The sequence below is a fragment of the Streptomyces sp. NPDC107517 genome (genome assembly GCF_055582645.1).
The window spans coordinates 498,921-515,937 of record NZ_JBVJPM010000003.1; the positions used below are offsets into that span (position 1 = coordinate 498,921).

12 protein-coding genes are annotated in these 17,017 nt (G+C 70.2%); 5 read left to right on the top strand and 7 right to left on the bottom strand.

All coding sequences use genetic code 11. The features are described 5' to 3' along the window. Nucleotides 1-180: 180 nt before the first annotated feature. Nucleotides 181-1,377 (bottom strand): metallophosphoesterase family protein, encoded by a 1,197-nt coding sequence (locus ACZ67T_RS10045; protein WP_469982887.1) that lies wholly within the window; start codon nt 1,375-1,377, stop codon nt 181-183. Between the two features lie 218 nt (nt 1,378-1,595). Then, nucleotides 1,596-2,708 (bottom strand): LacI family DNA-binding transcriptional regulator, encoded by a 1,113-nt coding sequence (locus ACZ67T_RS10050; protein ID WP_100597180.1) that lies wholly within the window; start codon nt 2,706-2,708, stop codon nt 1,596-1,598. A 412-nt stretch (nt 2,709-3,120) separates the two neighbouring features. On the opposite strand from ACZ67T_RS10050, the gene hisC reads away from it, so the two are divergent. The 5 genes from hisC (at nt 3,121) to ACZ67T_RS10075 (ending at nt 12,313) form a co-directional block, all read left to right on the top strand. Further along, entirely contained in the window at nt 3,121-4,200 is a 1,080-nt protein-coding gene (gene hisC / locus ACZ67T_RS10055) for a histidinol-phosphate transaminase (protein WP_469982889.1), read from the top strand. 215 nt (nt 4,201-4,415) lie between these two features. Then, on the top strand, nt 4,416-5,948 hold the full coding sequence (locus ACZ67T_RS10060; protein ID WP_469983091.1) for a cytochrome ubiquinol oxidase subunit I: 1,533 nt from the start codon (nt 4,416-4,418) through the stop codon (nt 5,946-5,948). A gap of 20 nt (nt 5,949-5,968) precedes the next feature. Then, nucleotides 5,969-6,973 (top strand): cytochrome d ubiquinol oxidase subunit II, encoded by a 1,005-nt coding sequence (gene cydB, locus ACZ67T_RS10065; protein ID WP_469982893.1) that lies wholly within the window; start codon nt 5,969-5,971, stop codon nt 6,971-6,973. A gap of 26 nt (nt 6,974-6,999) precedes the next feature. Further along, on the top strand, nt 7,000-10,494 hold the full coding sequence (gene cydD / locus ACZ67T_RS10070; protein ID WP_469982895.1) for a thiol reductant ABC exporter subunit CydD: 3,495 nt from the start codon (nt 7,000-7,002) through the stop codon (nt 10,492-10,494). 73 nt (nt 10,495-10,567) lie between these two features. Further along, a complete protein-coding gene (locus ACZ67T_RS10075; RefSeq protein ID WP_469982897.1) occupies nt 10,568-12,313 on the top strand; it encodes a sensor histidine kinase in 1,746 nt (581 codons plus the stop codon). A gap of 58 nt (nt 12,314-12,371) precedes the next feature. Here ACZ67T_RS10075 and ACZ67T_RS10080 read toward each other — a convergent pair whose 3' ends face one another. From ACZ67T_RS10080 to ACZ67T_RS10100, 5 genes are all read right to left on the bottom strand, one after another. Next, nucleotides 12,372-13,292: an HAD hydrolase family protein gene (locus tag ACZ67T_RS10080; RefSeq protein ID WP_469982898.1), complete on the bottom strand. Its 921-nt coding sequence runs from the start codon at nt 13,290-13,292 to the stop codon at nt 12,372-12,374. Nucleotides 13,293-13,380: 88 nt separating this feature from the next. Beyond that, complete coding sequence (locus ACZ67T_RS10085) at nt 13,381-14,319, bottom strand: LLM class flavin-dependent oxidoreductase (protein ID WP_469982899.1); 939 nt, start codon at nt 14,317-14,319, stop codon at nt 13,381-13,383. Between the two features lie 85 nt (nt 14,320-14,404). Continuing rightward, the gene (locus tag ACZ67T_RS10090) at nt 14,405-14,947 is read right to left on the bottom strand and encodes an RNA 2'-phosphotransferase (protein WP_469982901.1); all 543 of its coding nucleotides are present in this window, start codon (nt 14,945-14,947) and stop codon (nt 14,405-14,407) included. A gap of 115 nt (nt 14,948-15,062) precedes the next feature. Continuing rightward, nucleotides 15,063-16,013, bottom strand: coding sequence for a MerR family transcriptional regulator (locus ACZ67T_RS10095; protein WP_469982902.1), 951 nt, complete (start codon nt 16,011-16,013; stop codon nt 15,063-15,065). Between the two features lie 91 nt (nt 16,014-16,104). Next, complete coding sequence (locus tag ACZ67T_RS10100) at nt 16,105-16,989, bottom strand: metal-dependent hydrolase (RefSeq protein ID WP_469983093.1); 885 nt, start codon at nt 16,987-16,989, stop codon at nt 16,105-16,107. Nucleotides 16,990-17,017: the final 28 nt, after the last annotated feature.

Sequence of the window (17,017 nt, forward strand, 5' to 3'; positions counted from 1 at the left end):
CCCGATGCTCCGTAGGGCTTGGGGGCTCGCATGGGTACGAGCCGTCGGGCAGAAACGGAGGGGAGCCTGCTACGGATAAGCCGATGGTAGAGCGGCGACGGCACGCGGTGACAGGGGGTTTCCCGAATTCGGCCCGGTGGCCGGACCAGCCCCCGTTCGGTGCGCCTGCCCGGGGAACGCCTAGCTATCCATGGGGAGTTGCTGGACCAGCAGCTTTCCGGCCATGGTCACTCCGCCGTCCATCGCGATCGCATGCCCGCCCGCGTACACATGCGGGCCCTCGATCTGCGGGCGGCTGTCCTCGGATCCGTCCGCCGCGTCCTCGGTTCCCACCTCGCCGAGGAGGTACGGGATGGGGCTGTGGCCGTGGACGACGCGCGCGCCGCCGTAGGTGTCGAGGAGCTCACGCACGGCTTCGGGTCCGGAATCGTCGCGGAACGCGAAGCGCTTGGTGAATTTGCGGAAGAGGTCCCAGCACTCGTCCGCGTCGTTACGCGTGAGGGTCTCTCGGACCGTGTCGTTGACCGCCTCGATCGAGTCGCCGTAGTCGAGGTACGAGGTCGTGTCGGAGTGCATCAGGAGGTGGTCGTCCTCCAGCTCGATCGCGTCGAGCCGGGACATCCACTGGAGATGGACGTCCTGGAGGCGGTCCATGTCCGACTTCTGCCCGCCGTTGAGCAGCCAGGCCGCCTGGAAAGTGGCGGTGCCGGCGCCCGAGTTGACCGGGGTGTCGCCGAAGCGCTTGGCGCCGATCAGGAGCAGTTCGTGGTTGCCCATGAGGGCCTTGCAGTAGCCGCCCGCGGCCGCGGCCTCCGCGGACAGGCGCATCACGAGGTCGATGACGCCGATGCCGTCCGGCCCGCGGTCGGTGAAGTCGCCGAGGAACCAGAGCCGGGCGGTGCCGGCCGACCAGCTGCCCTCGGCGTCGATGAGGCCCTGCTCGTACAGGGCCGCGATCAGTTCGTCGAGGTAGCCGTGCACGTCGCCGACGACGTACAGGGGGCCGAGCCCCTCGGCGGGACGGGGCGCGGGCTCGGTGTCGATCTGCACCTGGACCGTGTCACCGCGGTTGATGACCGGCAGGTCGCGCTGGGTGGGCGTGTACCCGTCGGGCTGGTCGAACGCGGGGTCCTGAGGGGACGGCTCCGCGTAAGAGGGCTCGGGGTGAGACGCATTCGGGTGCGACGCCGATGGGTACGACGGCTCCTGGTGAGCGGGATCCGGCTCCGCCTGCGCGGGCATGGCAGGAGTGGGCGGAGCGGGGTCGTGGCCGGGCTCCTGGACGTATGCCGGTACGTCATGGACGTACGCCGGAACGCGGAAGTCGCGCAGCGTCGCCGTGCGCACCTCGGGTCCCTGACCGGCCCCCTGAGTCATCGACCCCTCCACCACCATTGCGCCGCCTCTGCACCCGATCGGACTGCCTGGTCGCAGCCGCCCGCGGTGTCGTGCGCCCATCATAGGAATGCGGCTCGCGCTGTGTGATGCACCAGGGGTGGTGAATCGGATCCGGACGGCTGTTCACCGTGCTTTTCTCCCGAATTGGTACGGGCTTTTCCGGGTGGTCTTCGGGGCGACCACCCGGAAGCCGTCGTTCAGCCGTGTCCCGGGGAGCGGGGCGGGCTGACTTTCGTGCGGGGCGGACGGCGCTGGGACGAGGTCCGGACGATGAGTTCCGTCGGTATCACCTGCTCGACCGGCTGGTCCGATTCAACCCCTTCGATGGCGTCGATCAGCAGCTGGACGACCGCGGTGCCGATGCGCCGGGGCTTGAGCGAGAGGGTCGTGATGGGCGGTTCCGTGGTGGCGTAGACGGTCGATTCGCTGCAGCAGACGAGCAGCAGGTCCTCGGGGACGCGCAGGCCGTAGCGGCGGGCGGCGGCGAGCAGGTCCGTGCCGTTGGGGTCGAAGAGTCCGTACACGGCGTCGGGCCGGTCGGGGCGGGCCAGGAGCCGGTCGGCGGCGACGGCCCCCGCGCACGGGTCGTGCGCGGGATACGACTCGTACACGGGTTCCTGCCCGATCCGCTCGCACCAGTGCAGGTACGCGGAGGTGGACAGATGGGTGTAGGTGTCCGTGGTCGTGCCGGTGAGCAGTCCGATGCGGCGGGCGCCCGCGGCGGCGAGGTGGTCGAGGATGCCGAGGACGGCGGCCTCGTGGTCGTTGTCGACCCAGGCGGTGACGGGGAGCGTGCCGGCGGGGCGTCCGTCGGAGACGACGGGCAGGCCCTGGCGGACCAGCTCGGTGACGACCGGGTCGTGGTCGGAGGGGTCGATGACGACGGTGCCGTCGAGAGCGACGTTCGACCAGACGTCATGGCGTGAGGTGGCGGGCAGGATGACCAAGGCGTACCCGCGGGCGAGCGCCGCCGAGGTGGCTGCTCTCGCCATTTCCGCGAAGTACGCGAATTCGGTGAAGGTGAAAGGTTCATCCCCGTAGGTCGTGACGGTCAGGCCGATCAGGCCCGACTTTCCGGTACGGAGCGTTCGGGCCGCCGCGGAGGGGCGATAGCCCAACCGGTCGGCGACCTCGCGGACATGGCGTCGGGTGGCGTCCGGGAGCCGGCCCTTACCGTTGAGGGCATCGGAGACAGTCGTGATGGAGACCCCGGCGGCGGCGGCAACGTCTCTGATGCCCGCCCGCACCTGCCGGGTGCCCCGCCGGGTGGTCTCTGCCCGGCTCACCTGGTGCTTCCCTGCTGCTGTCATGGCGAGCCGATAGTAGGGCTCATGTGGCGGGGTGGCGTGAGTGCATATGCACGCGTTGACAGGGACGTTTCTGCATGGCCGAAGCACGTCAATGACCTTGGAAATCAAGGGAGTTGAGCGTATCGACGCCAGGACGTCGCTTGTCGGCGCGCGTGGGCCTGCCAAGTCGGCGATGTTGCGAGTAGGTCTCAACTCACCTTCACGGGCGATGCGCGCCACGGCGCGAGCTACCGGCGCGCGCTGAAAAGGGGAGCGCTCCCCCTCCTCCGTACGCCTGTGGGAGGTCCGTGGCCGTCGTCATGGGTGGTGTCGGACGACCACCCGGGAGGTCGAGGGCCCCGAGCCATTGGGGTCTGCCGCGAATCCTCTTAAGGTGAGCAGTATTGAAATGGTGGTCGCGAGGAGGACTGCGGTGAGCGAGACGAGCCCCAAGCTGCGTGCCGAGCTGGAGGGTATTCCCACCTACAAGCCGGGCAAGGCTGCCGCGGCCGGTGGGCCGGTGGCGTACAAGCTGTCCTCGAACGAGAACCCGTATCCGCCGCTTCCCGGCGTGATGGAGAGCGCCATCGCGGCGGCCGGTTCCTTCAACCGCTACCCGGACATGGCCTGCACAGGGCTGATGAACGAGCTGGCGGAACGATTCGCTGTCCCGGTCACGCACCTGGCCACGGGCACCGGCTCGGTCGGGGTCGCGCAGCAGCTGCTCCAGGCGACCAGCGGCCCCGGCGACGAGGTCATGTACGCCTGGCGTTCCTTCGAGGCGTATCCGATCATCACGCAGATCAGCGGCGCCAAGGCGGTGGAGGTGCCGCTGACGTCCGGCGAGGTCCACGACCTCGACGCGATGGCCGACGCGATCACCGATCGCACGCGCCTGATCTTCGTGTGCAACCCGAACAACCCGACCGGCACGGTGGTGCGCCGGGCCGAGCTCGAGCGGTTCCTCGACCGGGTCCCGAGCGACGTGCTGGTCGTGCTCGACGAGGCGTACCGCGAGTTCATCCGTGACGCCGAGGTGCCGGACGGCGTACAGATCTACCGGGACCGTCCGAATGTCGCCGTGCTGCGGACGTTCTCCAAGGCGTACGGGCTCGCGGGCCTGCGGGTCGGTTTCGCCATCGCCCACGAGCCGGTGGCGGCCGCGCTGCGCAAGACGGCGGTGCCGTTCGGCGTGAGCCAGCTCGCGCAGGATGCGGCGGTCGCCTCGCTGCGGGCCGAGGACGAGCTGCTCGGCCGGGTGGGCTCGCTGGTGTGCGAGCGCAATCGCGTGGTCGAGGCGCTGCGGGGGCAGGGCTGGACCGTGCCCGAGACGCACGCGAACTTCGTGTGGCTGCGCCTGGGGGAGCGCACGGCGGACTTCGCCGCGGCGTGCGAGCAGGCCGGTGTGGTCGTGCGGCCGTTCGCCGGCGAGGGCATGCGGGCCACGATCGCGGAGGCCGAGGCCAACGACGTCTTCCTGAACACGGCGGCGGCGTTCCGCAAGGAGCTGTAGACCGGGCGGCTGCGGCCGCTCTGTGGCGCGGTGGGGGTTCCCCGGAGTAAGGGGGGACCCCCCTTCTGCTGTCCGGAGCCGGTAGTACATAATGCTTGTGAATGTGAACGCTTTCACAAGCGTGTCCGGTTGATCCGGAGAGCAGTGGGATTAAAGGGGCAAATTGCCGCTGACCCACGGCGACTTAAGGAGATGACGCAGTGGACCCGACGTTGATGGCTCTGGCGCCGGAAACTCTGGCGCGATGGCAGTTCGGCATCACGACCGTCTATCACTTCCTTTTTGTCCCCCTGACCATCTCGCTCGCCGCGCTGACGGCGATCCTGGAGACGGCCTGGGTGCGCACGGGCAAGGAGCACTACCTCCGGGCGACCAAGTTCTGGGGCAAGCTCTTTCTGATCAACATCGCCATGGGTGTCGTGACCGGCATCGTGCAGGAGTTCCAGTTCGGCATGAACTGGTCGGACTACTCCCGCTTCGTCGGCGACATCTTCGGCGCTCCGCTCGCCTTCGAGGCGCTGATCGCCTTCTTCTTCGAGTCGACCTTCATCGGTCTGTGGATCTTCGGCTGGGACAAGCTCCCGAAGAAGCTGCACTGCGCCACGATCTGGCTGGTGTCCATCGGCACGATCCTGTCGGCGTACTTCATCATGGCCGCCAACTCGTTTATGCAGCATCCGGTCGGCTACCGGATCGTGGAGCGGGACGGCACCAAGCGTGCCGAGCTGACCGACTTCGCCGCCGTGCTCTTCCAGGAGACGGTGCTCGTCAACTTCTGGCACGTGATCAGCGCGTCCATCCTGGTCGGTGGCGCGTTCATGACCGGCATAGCGATCTTCCACCTGCGCAAGAAGCAGCACATCCGCACCATGCGGATGTCGCTGCGCCTCGGCCTGGTGACGGCCATGGTCGGCACGCTCCTCACCGTCGTCAGCGCGGACACGCTCGGCAAGGTGATGTACGAGCAGCAGCCGATGAAGATGTCGGCCGCGGAGGCGCTGTGGGACACGCAGAAGCCGGCGCCGTTCTCGATCTTCGCGTACGGCGATGTCTCCAAGGGCCACAACACCGTCGCCGTCGAGGTCCCCGGTGTGCTGTCCTTCCTCGCCAAGAACGACTTCAACGCCGAGATCCCCGGGATCAACGACATCAACAAGGCGGAGCAGGAGAAGTTCGGGCCCGGTGACTACCGCCCCAACATCCCCACCGCCTACTGGTCGTACCGCTGGATGATCGGCTTCGGCGGTGTCTCGATGGCCCTGTGCACGGCTGGCCTGTGGCTCACCCGGCGCAGGTTCTGGCTGGCGCCGGAGCGCCGCACCGGCGAGGACGAAGTGCCCAGGCTGATGCTCACCAAGAACAAGGAGCTGATGCCGAAGGTGGGCATCTGGTGGTGGCGCCTGTCCCAGTGGACGCTGATCTTCCCGATCATCGGCATCTCCTGGGGCTGGATCTTCACCGAGACAGGGCGTCAGCCGTGGGTGGTCTACGGCGTGCTCAGGACCAAGGACGCGGTCTCCCCCGGCGTCTCGCAGGGCGAGGTCCTCACTTCCCTGATCGTGTTCGCGCTGGTCTACGCCGCACTCGCCGTCATCGAGGTGAGGCTGATGCTCAAGTACGTCAAGCAGGGGCCGCCCGAGCTCACCGAGGCCGACCTCAACCCGCCCACCAAGATCGGCGGTCCTGGATCCGGAGCGGATTCCGGCGACGCGTCCGATGCCGACCGGCCCATGGCCTTCTCGTACTGAGACTGAGGAGCTGCTGAGGCATGGAACTTCACGACGTCTGGTTCGTACTCATAGCGGTCCTGTGGATCGGCTACTTCTTCCTGGAGGGATTCGACTTCGGGATCGGGGTTCTGACCAAGGTTCTCGCCCGCGGACGCACCGAGCGGCGCGTCCTGATCAACACCATCGGACCCGTCTGGGACGGCAACGAGGTGTGGCTGCTCACGGCCGGCGGCGCGACCTTCGCCGCCTTCCCGGACTGGTACGCGACGCTCTTCTCGGGCTTCTACCTGCCGCTCCTGATGATCCTGGTCTGCCTGATCGTGCGCGGTGTCGCCTTCGAGTACCGGGCAAAGCGGTCCGAGGAGAAGTGGCAGACCAACTGGGAGCACGCGATCTTCTGGACCTCGCTGATACCGGCGGTTCTATGGGGTGTGGCCTTCGGGAACATCGTGCGCGGAGTGAAGATCGACGCGCACAAGGAGTTCGTGGGCAGCTTCTGGGACCTGCTCAACCCGTACGCGCTCCTCGGTGGTCTGGTGACGCTGACGCTGTTCACCTTCCACGGTGCGGTGTTCGCCTCGCTCAAGACGGTGGGCGACATCCGGGTGCGGGCGCGGAAGACGGCGCTGGGGCTCGGTCCCGTCGCCGCGGCCCTCGCGCTCGCCTTCCTGATCTGGACCCAGGCCGACAAGGGCGACGGCTCGTCGCTGATCGCGATGATTGTCACGGTGGCCGCCCTCGTCGGTGCCATCATCGCCATCAAGGCGGGGCGTGAGGGCTGGTCGTTCGCGCTGTCCGGCATCACGATCGCGGCAGCCGTCGCGATGCTCTTCCTGACGCTGTTCCCGAACGTCATGCCGTCGTCGCTCGACCCGGACTGGAGCCTTACGGTCACCAATGCCTCGTCGAGCCCCTACACCCTGAAGATCATGACCTGGTGCGCGGCGGTGGCGACGCCCATCGTGCTGCTCTACCAGTCGTGGACGTACTGGGTGTTCCGCAAGCGGATCGGCACCCAGCACATCGCCGACGTCGCACACTGAGCCCCTGATCCGAGGGTGTGTTTCACGTGAAACCGATCGACCAGCGTCTGCTCCGGTACGCCAGGGCCACTCGCCTCTTCCTGATCGCGGTGGTGGTCCTCGGCGTGGCCGGGGCGGGCCTGGTCATCGCTCAGGCGATGCTCATCGCCGAAGTGGTGGTGGGGGCCTTCGAGCACGGCCTTGATGTCGCCGCCCTGCGCACACCGCTCCTGCTGCTTGCTCTGGTGGCGGCCGGGCGCGGTGCTGTCTCCTGGCTGACCGAGCTGGCCGCTCACCGGGCCAGCGCGGCGGTCAAGTCAGAGTTGCGCGGACGGCTGCTGGAGCGCGCCTCCCAGCTGGGTCCGGGGTGGCTCAGCGGGCAGCGGACCGGATCCCTGGTGGCGCTCGCGACGCGGGGTGTGGACGCGCTCGACGACTACTTCTCGCGCTGTCTGCCGCAGTTGGGCCTCGCGGTGGTGGTGCCCGTGGCGGTGCTCGCGCGCATCGTCACCGAGGACTGGGTGTCCGCGGCGATCATCGTCTGCACACTGCCCCTGATCCCCGTCTTCATGATCCTCATCGGCTGGGCCACCCAGTCCCACATGGACCGTCAGTGGCGGCTCCTGTCCCGGCTCTCGGGGCACTTCCTGGACGTGGTCGCCGGACTTCCGACGTTGAAGGTGTTCGGCCGGGCCAAGGCGCAGGCCGAGTCGATCCGCCGGATCACCGGCGAGTACCGGCAGGCGACGATGCGGACCTTGCGCATCGCTTTCCTGTCGTCGTTCGCCCTCGAACTGCTCTCGACACTGTCGGTCGCCCTGGTGGCCGTGACCATCGGCATGCGGCTCGTGCACGGCGACATGGACCTCTACGTGGGCCTTGTCATCCTCGTCCTCGCGCCCGAGGCCTATCTGCCACTGCGTCAGGTCGGCGCGCAGTACCACGCGGCGGCCGAGGGGCTCGCCGCCGCGGAGGAGATCTTCGCCGTCCTGGAGACCCCGGTGCCGCGCTCCGGCGCCGGAGCGGTGCCCGCCGCCACCGGTATCGCCTTCGACGGAGTGACCGTCCGCTATCCCGGCCGGTCCACGGACGCCGTCTCGGAGGCCGACTTCGAGGTCGCGCCCGGGGAGACGGTGGCACTCGTCGGCCCGAGCGGCGTGGGTAAGTCGACGCTGCTGAGCGCGGCGCTCGGATTCGTCCGTCCCGACGCGGGGCGAGTCCTCGTCGGTGGCGCCGATCTGGCCGGTCTCGACCGGGAGGCGTGGCACGCGCGTGTGGCCTGGGTGCCGCAGCGGCCGCAGCTGTACGCCGGGTCGGTCGCGGACAATGTGCGGCTCGCGCGGCCCGACGCGTCGCCCGCGGACGTCGAGGAGGCGCTGCGTGAGGCGGGGGCCCAGGACTTCGTCCGTGCGCTGCCCGACGGCGCGGACACCTTGCTCGGCGAGGACGGGGCCGGGCTCTCCGCCGGGCAGCGGCAACGCCTCGCCCTGGCGCGGGCGTTCCTCGCCGACCGGCCCGTGGTGCTGCTGGACGAGCCGACGGCCGCGCTCGACGGCGAGACCGAGGCGGGGATCGTCGAGGCGGTCCGCAGGCTCGCCGCCGGCCGGACCGTCCTGCTGGTGGTGCACCGTCCCGCGCTGCTGGCCGTCGCGGACCGAGTGGTGCGTCTCGACGTACCGCGTTCCCCTGCGGTGGCGGGGGAGGCTGAGGTGCGACCCGTGCCGTCGGCCGAGGCGGCCGAAGTGCCCGTACACGGAGAGGACCGTCAGGTATCCGATCACTCCGGAGAGAGGGCGGGCAGTGTGCTCGCGCGCGTGCGGGGTGCCGCGCGGGCGCGGCGGGGGCGCCTTGCGCTCGCTCTGCTGCTCGGAGCGCTCGCTCTCGGCAGCGCCGTCGGGCTCATGGCGACCTCCGGGTGGCTCATCTCGCGGGCCTCGCAACAGCCGCCCGTGATGTACCTGATGGTCGCCGTCACGGCGACCCGCGCCTTCGGGATCGGCCGCGCCTGCTTCCGGTACGCCGAGCGGGTCGTGTCGCACGACGCCGTGCTGCGGATGCTGGCCGACACCAGGGTCGCCGTCTACCGGCGCCTTGAGCGGCTCGCCCCCGCGGGCCTGCGCGCGACGCGCCGCGGCGATCTGCTCTCCCGACTCGTCGCCGATGTGGACGCCCTCCAGGACTACTGGCTGCGCTGGCTGCTGCCCGCGTCGGCCGCCGCGGTGGTCGGTGCGGCCTCCGTCGCGTTCACCGCCTGGATGCTGCCCTCCGCCGGTGCCGTGCTCGCCGCGGGCCTGCTGCTCGCAGGGGTCGGCGTACCGCTGCTCTCCGGAGCCGTCGCCCGCCGCGCCGAGCGCCGGCTGGCCCCCGCGCGCGGGACGCTGGCCACCCACGTGGCCGAACTCCTTACCGGCACCGCCGAACTGACCGTCTCCGGAGCGCTTTCCGCGCGGACCTCGCAGGCGAAGACCGCCGACTCCGTGCTGACGCGGATCGCGTCCCGCGCCGCCACTGCCACCGCGCTGGGCGACGGACTCACCGCGCTGATCACCGGTCTCACCGTGGCCGGTGCGGCCCTCGCCGGGGTGCAGGGTGTGCGCGAGGGCCGCCTGGACGGGGTCCAGCTCGCGGTCGTCGTCCTGACGCCGCTGGCCGCGTTCGAGGCCGTCATGGGCCTGCCGCTCGCCGTGCAGTACCGCCAGCGGGTCAAGAAGAGCGCCGAACGCGTTCACGAGGTCCTGGACGCGACGGTCCCCGTACGGGAGCCGGAATCGCCCGCGCAGGCGCCGCAGGATCCCTTCCCTCTGGTCGTGCGCGGTCTCGCCGCGCGCCACGACGGGCAGGGCCGGGACGCGCTCCACGGGGTCGACCTCACGCTGGAGCGGGGCCGCAGGGTCGCCGTCGTCGGCCCGTCCGGGTCCGGCAAGACGACGCTCGCGCAGGTCCTGCTGCGTTTCCTGGACGCGGGTGAGGGGTCGTACACCCTGGCCGGGCAGGACGCGTACGGGCTCGAAGGGGACGCGGTGCGGCGGCTCGTCGGGTTGTGCGCGCAGGACGCGCACCTCTTCGACAGCTCGGTGCGCGAGAACCTGCTCCTGGCGAAGAAGGACGCCACCGACGACGGACTGCGCGAAGCCCTGGCTGCCGCGCGCCTCCTGGAGTGGGTCGATTCGCTGCCCGACGGGCTCGGCACCCTCGTCGGCGAACACGGCGCGCGCCTGTCCGGAGGCCAGCGGCAGCGGCTCGCCCTGGCCCGCGCCCTCCTCGCCGATTTCCCCGTCCTCGTGCTCGACGAGCCCGCCGAGCACCTCGACCTGCCGACGGCGGACGCGCTGACGGCGGACCTCCTGTCCGCGACCGAAGGCCGGACCACGCTGCTGATCACGCACCGGATGGCCGGTCTCGACGCCGTGGACGAGGTCATCGTCCTCGACGCGGGAAGGGTCGTGCAGCGCGGCACGTACGAGGATCTGGTCGCGGTCGAGGGGCCGTTGCGCGCGCTGTGGGAACGCGAGCGGGAGGCGGAGCTGCTGGTCGGCGCATAGCCGTGCGGACCGGGCGACCGGGCGGGACTCGTCCCGACTTTCCTCTCCAAATGGGACTAACTAGTCTCAAGGCATGTCAGCTGCTCCGGGGCCCGGCGCCACCCCACCGTCCGACGGTGAGCGGGAGTCCTCCGACGCGCTGGAGGCGGCGACGCAGGCGACGCGCGGGCTTCATGGACTGTCCGCCGAGCTGACCGCGCGGGTGCCGCAACTGCTCGAAGCGATGCGCTCCGTAGGCACCGGCCTGGAGCTGCACTCCACCCTCGACCGCATCTGCGAGACGGCCGCCGAGCTCGCCGACGCCCGTTACGCGGCGATCGGCGTGGTCTCGGAGGACGGCGAGGCTCTCTCGGACTTCGTCTTCCACGGAGTCGACGCAGAGACGGCGGAGCTCATCGGACGGCTGCCCGACGGCCACCGCGGGCTCCTCGGTGCGCTCATCGACGACCCGGACCCGGTTCGCCTCGCAGACCTCGCCGACGACCCCCGCTCTTGCGGCTTTCCGGCCCACCACCCGCCGATGCGGACCTTTCTGGGCGTCCCCATCCGCGTACAGGGGGAGATCTTCGGCAACCTCTATCTGACGGAGAAGCAGGGCGGGGTCGAGTTCAACGACTACGACCTGAACATGGTCCGCGTCCTCGCCACGGAGGCCGGCATCGCCATCGGCAACGCGCGCCTGTACGAGGCCGCCAGGCAGCGCGAGCGGTGGATCGACGGGTCCGTGGCCGTCACGACCGCCCTGCTGTCGGGCAGCGACGCCGAGGATGCCCTCCAGGTCGTCGCCGAACAGGCCAGGCACCTGTCGGGATCGGCGGCCGGCTTCGTCCTCCTGCCGGCAGAGGAGGGCGGCATGGAGATCGTCGCCGCCTCGTCGGACGAGCCGTCGCAGGCCCTCGGCGTGATCATCCCGGCCGAGAGCGAGATCGTCACCGAACTCCTGGGCGGCGCGGCCGAGTTCATCGAGGACGTGTCCACCGACCCGCGCATACTGACCGATCTCGCGCACGAATACGGACCGGCGATGATGCTGCCCCTCCAGAGCGACGGCCGCGTCCTCGGCACCCTTGTCACGCCACGCGCGCGTGGCGCCCGGCCGTTCAGTGACGCGGAGCGCACCCTCGCCACCCAGTTCGCGTCGCAGGCCGCACTCGCGCTGATGATGGCGGAGGCGCAGCGCGACCGGGAGCGGCTCGCGGTGTACGAGGACCGCGACCGGATCGCCCGCGATCTCCATGACCTGGTCATCCAGCGCCTGTTCGCCACGGGGATGATGCTGGAGAGCGTTCAGCGCAGGTCCGTCGTGCCCGAGGTGCAGGTCGGTGTCGGCAGGGCCGTCGACGAGCTGGACGTCACCATCCAGGAGATCCGCACGGCGATCTTCGCGCTCCAGCAGGGGCCCGCCGAGGCGCCGTCGGGCCTGCGCACTCGGGTTCTGCGCGAGATCAACATGGCGGCCGTGCCGCTCGGTTTCAAGCCCACGCACCACTTCGCCGGCGCCGTCGACACGGTGGTCGGCGAACTCACCGGCAAGAACCTCATCGCCGCCCTGCGAGAAGCGCTGTCCAACGCGTTCCGGCACGCGGAGGCCGCCCGTATCGACGTGGTCGTCGACGCGAACGTCACGCTCCCCGACGGGCAGCCCGGCGTCCGGCTGACGGTCGCCGACGACGGCGTCGGCATCCCGCAGGGCGGTCGGCGCAGCGGCCTCAAGAACCTCAAGCGGCGGGCCGATTCCCTGGGCGGCGACAGCTGGTACGGGCCGGGCATCGGCGAGGACGGGGGCGGCACGACCGTGATCTGGCAGGCGCCTCACTGAAGGCACGACGAAGCGCTGAGCCGGACCTTGTCCTGGGGGACCGTTTCTTCCAGTACTTCTAGCAGTCGCCCGATGCGCCGTCTTCGGAGGTCCGACGCGCCGCCAGGATCTGCTCGATGACCGCGGCCACGCCGTCCTCGTTGTTGGGCACCGTGTGGCCCGACGCGGCGGCGAGCACCTCCGGGTGCGCGTTGCCCATCGCGAACGAGGCGCCCGCCCAGGTGAGCATCTCCACGTCGTTGGGCATGTCCCCGAAGGCGACGACCTCGGCCGCTGCGATGCCGCGCTCGGCGCAGCACAGCGCGAGGGTGCTGGCCTTGGAGACGCCGGGGCCGCTGATCTCCAGGAGTGCGCTGGGGCTGGAGCGGGTGATCGCAGCGCGGTCGCCGACGGCCTCGCGGGCCAGGGCGAGGAACTCGTCGGGGGCGAGGTCCGCGTGGTACGCGAGCAGCTTGAGGACGGGCTGGTCGGCGCAGGGCGAGTCGTCGGCGAGGAGCTTTTCGGCGGCGGCGACGCTCTCCCCCGCCTCCAGGTGCAGCGGCGGGTACGTCGGCTCGTGGTGGAGGCCGCCGGTCCGCTCGACCGCGAAGGCCGTGCCGGGCGCGGCGGCGCGCAGGATGCGTACGACGTCGAGGGCGATCCCGGGCGCGAGGTCCCTGATCTTCACGAACCGGTGGCGGCCGGGGCCGCCGTGCAGGTCCACCACGGCCGCGCCGTTCCCGCAGATCGCCAGGCCGTGGCCGTGCACGTGGTCGCTGACGACGTCCATCCAGCGGGCCGGCCTGCCGGTCACGAAGAAGACCTCGATGCCCGCTCGTTCGGCGGCGGCGAGCGCGGCGACCGTCCGCTGCGAGACGGACTTGTCGTCTCGCAGCAGCGTGCCGTCCAGGTCCGTGGCGACGAGCCGGGGCGCGGGGGCGTTGGCGGCCGGGGTCCAGGGCCGAGGAGTCGGTGAGGTCACCGCACTATTGTCCCGCATATGCGCGCACGGGCGTGCGGTGGGTCGCGCAGATGAGTACGGTCCTCGCGCAGGCGCCCCACCGGTTCCGTCAGGTTGCCGCGGGGCCTCAGCCGAGCTGGGCGAGGGCCTCCGTGGCGATGCTTTCGAAGACCTTCTGGTCGGCGGCGAACTCCGAGTCGGGGATGGGCCAGTGGATCACGATCTCGGTGATGCCCAGGGCGGCGTGCTCGCCGGCGAAGTCGACGAAGGCGTCCACGGACCCCAGCGGACGGCTTCGGTCCGGGGTGAACCCGGTGAGGAGGACCTTGTCGAGTTCGGCGGCGTCCCGACCGATCTCGGCGCAGGCGTCGGCGAGCTTGGCGGCCTGTCCGCGAATGGCTTGAATCGACTCCTCGGGCGTGCCCGTCTCGAACAGCTTCGGGTCGCCCGTTGTCACCCACGCCTGCCCGTGCCGGGCGGCCAGCTTCAGTCCGCGCGGTCCCGTCGCGGCCACCGCGAACGGCAGCCGGGGTCGCTGCACGCAGCCCGGGATGTTCCGCGCCTCCTGGGCCGAGTAGAACTCACCGTCGTACGTCACCGAGTCCTCGCTCAGCAGTCGGTCGAGCAGCGGGACGAACTCGGCGAAGTGGTCGGCCCGTTCGCGCGGGGTCCACGGCTCCTCGCCGACCTTCAGGAGGGTCGTCGCGTCGAAGCCGTTGCCGCCCGCGCCGATGCCGAGGGTGATCCGGCCACCGGAGATGTCGTCGAGGGAGATCAGTTCCTTGGCCAGCGTGACTGGGTGCCGGAAGTTCGGCGAGGTGACGAGTGTGCCGAGGCGCATCCGCTCCGTGACGGACGCGGCGGCGGTCAGGGTCGGCAGGGCGCCGAACCACGGCCCGTCGCGGAAGGTCCGCCAGGCCAGGTGGTCGTAGGTGTACGCGGTGTGGAAGCCCAGCTCCTCAGCGCGCTGCCACGCGGCTCGGCTGCCCTCGTGCCAGCGGCGGTAGGGCAGGATCACGGTGCTCAGGCGCAGGGCGGGCGTGGGCTGACGGGGCTGATCGCTCATACCTCAGAGCCTAAGCGGCGCGCGCCGGGCGCGGGTCGGGGGTGAGGGCGGCGTAGGGGACCGCGTCTCGCGGTTCCGGTCGGTCTCAGCCGGGAAACCGCAGGTAGCGGGGCGGGACGGCCTCCGTGAGCCAGACCCCGTTGGCGCTGACGCGGAACGTGTGGCCGTCCCGGTGCATCGCTCCCGCGTCGACGGACAGCACGACGGGGCGGCCGCGGCGGGCGCCGACGCGGGTGGCGGTCTCGCGGTCGGGCGAGAGGTGGACGTCGTGCCGGTTCATGGGCCGCAGCCCTTCGGCGCGGATGGCGTCCAGGGCCGAGGGCACAGTGCCGTGGTAGAGGTACGCGGGCGGGGTCGCCGGGGGCAGTCCGAGGTCTACGTCCACGGTATGGCCCTGGCTGGCGCGGATCCGGGAACCCTCGATCGCGAAGCGCTGCTTGTCGTTGGCGGCGACGACGTGGTCGAGCTCGTCCCGCGTGATGCGGAAGCCGTGGGCGGCGGCCGCGGTGAGCAGCGTGCCGATCTCGACCCAGCCGCCCTCTTCGAGGGTCAGTCCGATGCGCTCCGGCTGATGCCGCAGATGCTTCGAGAGGTACTTCGACACCTTGACGGTGCGTCTTTCATCCATCCCGTCAGAGTGGCGGGCGTCTCACTCCTCGTGCACGTGATTTTTCTGTTCGCAGGTTTGATCCACAGCCAAGTCCGGTTATCCACAGGGGATTTGGCGATTCTGTGGACAACTGTCAAGCGATTGGCGGCATTTGGTCAACTTGATCTATGCTGCGGTAGTTTGCGGTGAGAGTGTCCAATGTCCTTGCTTGTACTTCCCGTTGAGTCGCGGCGGCGATGAACTCGGCGGCGCTCTCAGCGCCAACAAGGCGCTGTACAGCGCGGATCGTGTCGGCGGGCAGAGCAACTGAATGGGCTTCTTCCACAGGCGGCGTGACCGGACCCTCCGACAGGTGCCGATGGAGGTGCCGAGTGGCGAACAGCTTCATGGCACGGGCCAGTTCGGCGTCGACCGACTGCTGCGCGAGCGGTCGGAGTCTGCGAACGAGCGAGGCCGCCTCGGCCGCCTCGGCGTCCGTCGGGGGCAACGGGCCGAGGTAGCGCGCGAAGACATGCTCGGTCGTGAACTCCAGGAAGCGCGTGGCGATGTGCTCGATCTGACCTCTCAACTCCCTTAGATGGCCGGAGATCGCGGGCAACGGGACGCCAGACGCATGCAACTCGGCTGCCACAGCCAGCTCTTGAGGACTCGGGACCAGGAACTCGTCGTCGTGCCCGGGGATCTGTTCCAGGATCCCGAGCGCCACCGCGTCGGCGATGGCCGCCTCGTCCTCGCTGCCCCCGAACCGTGCCGCGAGATCGGCCCGCGAGATCCGGTCGGCCTTCTCGTCGGTCCACGGCCCGTCGACCTCCGCGACCAGGCCGAGCACACCCCCGAGCCCGCGCCCCGCGTCCCACGCCTCGAGCAGCTCCTTGATCGAGGCCAGGGTGTACCCGCGGTCGAGGAGGTCGGCGATCTGCCGCAGCCGGGCCAGATGGGTGTCCCCGTACACATTGGCCCTGCCGCGCCGCTCGGGGCGGGGGAGCAGCCCGCGGTCCTGGTAGGCGCGGATGGTGCGGACCGTGGCGCCGCTGCGGTGCGCCAGGTCCTCGATCCGGTACTCGGCCACAGCCTGCTCCGTCACGCTTCACATCCCTCTGCCGTGCTGTGTGGGAAGGCGGCGCCGCCCCGTGTTCGGGACGTCGGCCGTGTGCTGCCGGACCGAACGAAAGGCCCTAGGGCAGAGCGGTCCGGCCGATCGCGCCCGCCGCCGTCCTGGCCGCGGGCGACTGCGCCAGATACTCGACGGCCTTGCGCAGCGACCCCTCCTGCGAGGGATGGTACGACCGCCGCAGATAGCGGGGTATCGCCGCACCCAGCTCCCGCCAGCTGGGCAGCAGCCCTTTGCGCACCGCCCTGTTGTGTTCGGCCGGCGAGTAGCGCATCCGTCCGGCGAGCTGCGGGTCGTGACGTATGAGGTACGCCGCGCCCCAGGCCCACAGGTACAGCATCACGGGAGCGGTGACGGCCATGCCCGCGAGCCGGCGGGCGTAGCGGGGCAGGCCCTCGCCGCCGCAGTGCTGGTACATGTCGAAGGCGACCGCGCGGTGCTCGACCTCCTCCGCGCCGTGCCAGCGCAGCAGGTCGAGCATGACCTCGTCGGTGCCCGCCGCGTCGAGCCCTTCGGCGTGCAGTACCCAGTTACCCAGGACCGCGGTGAACTGCTCGATCGCAGCGACGACGGAGAGCCGGAAGCGCAGCCACTCCTGGGTGGAGACCGGAGCGCCCAGCGGCGGCCGCTCGCCGAGAAGCTTCTCGAAGAGGAAGTCGACGTACTTCGTGAAGTCCGCGGTGTCGAGCCGCTGTGCTGCGAGATGGTCGAGGACGTACGCGTGCTGCACGCTGTGCGTGGCCTCCTGGCCCATGAACCCCTTGACGTCCCCGAGCAGTTCGGGATCGTCGACGAGCGGCAGGCCCTCCTTGAACACCTTCACGAACCACCGCTCCCCCGCCGGGAGCAGCAGGTGCAGCACATTGATGACGTGCGTCGCCGTGGGCTCGCCCGGTATCCAGTGCAGCGGCGTCGTCTCCCAGTCGAAGGAGACCCGGCGCGGGGTGATCGCGTAGTGCCCGGTGTACCCGGTGAGC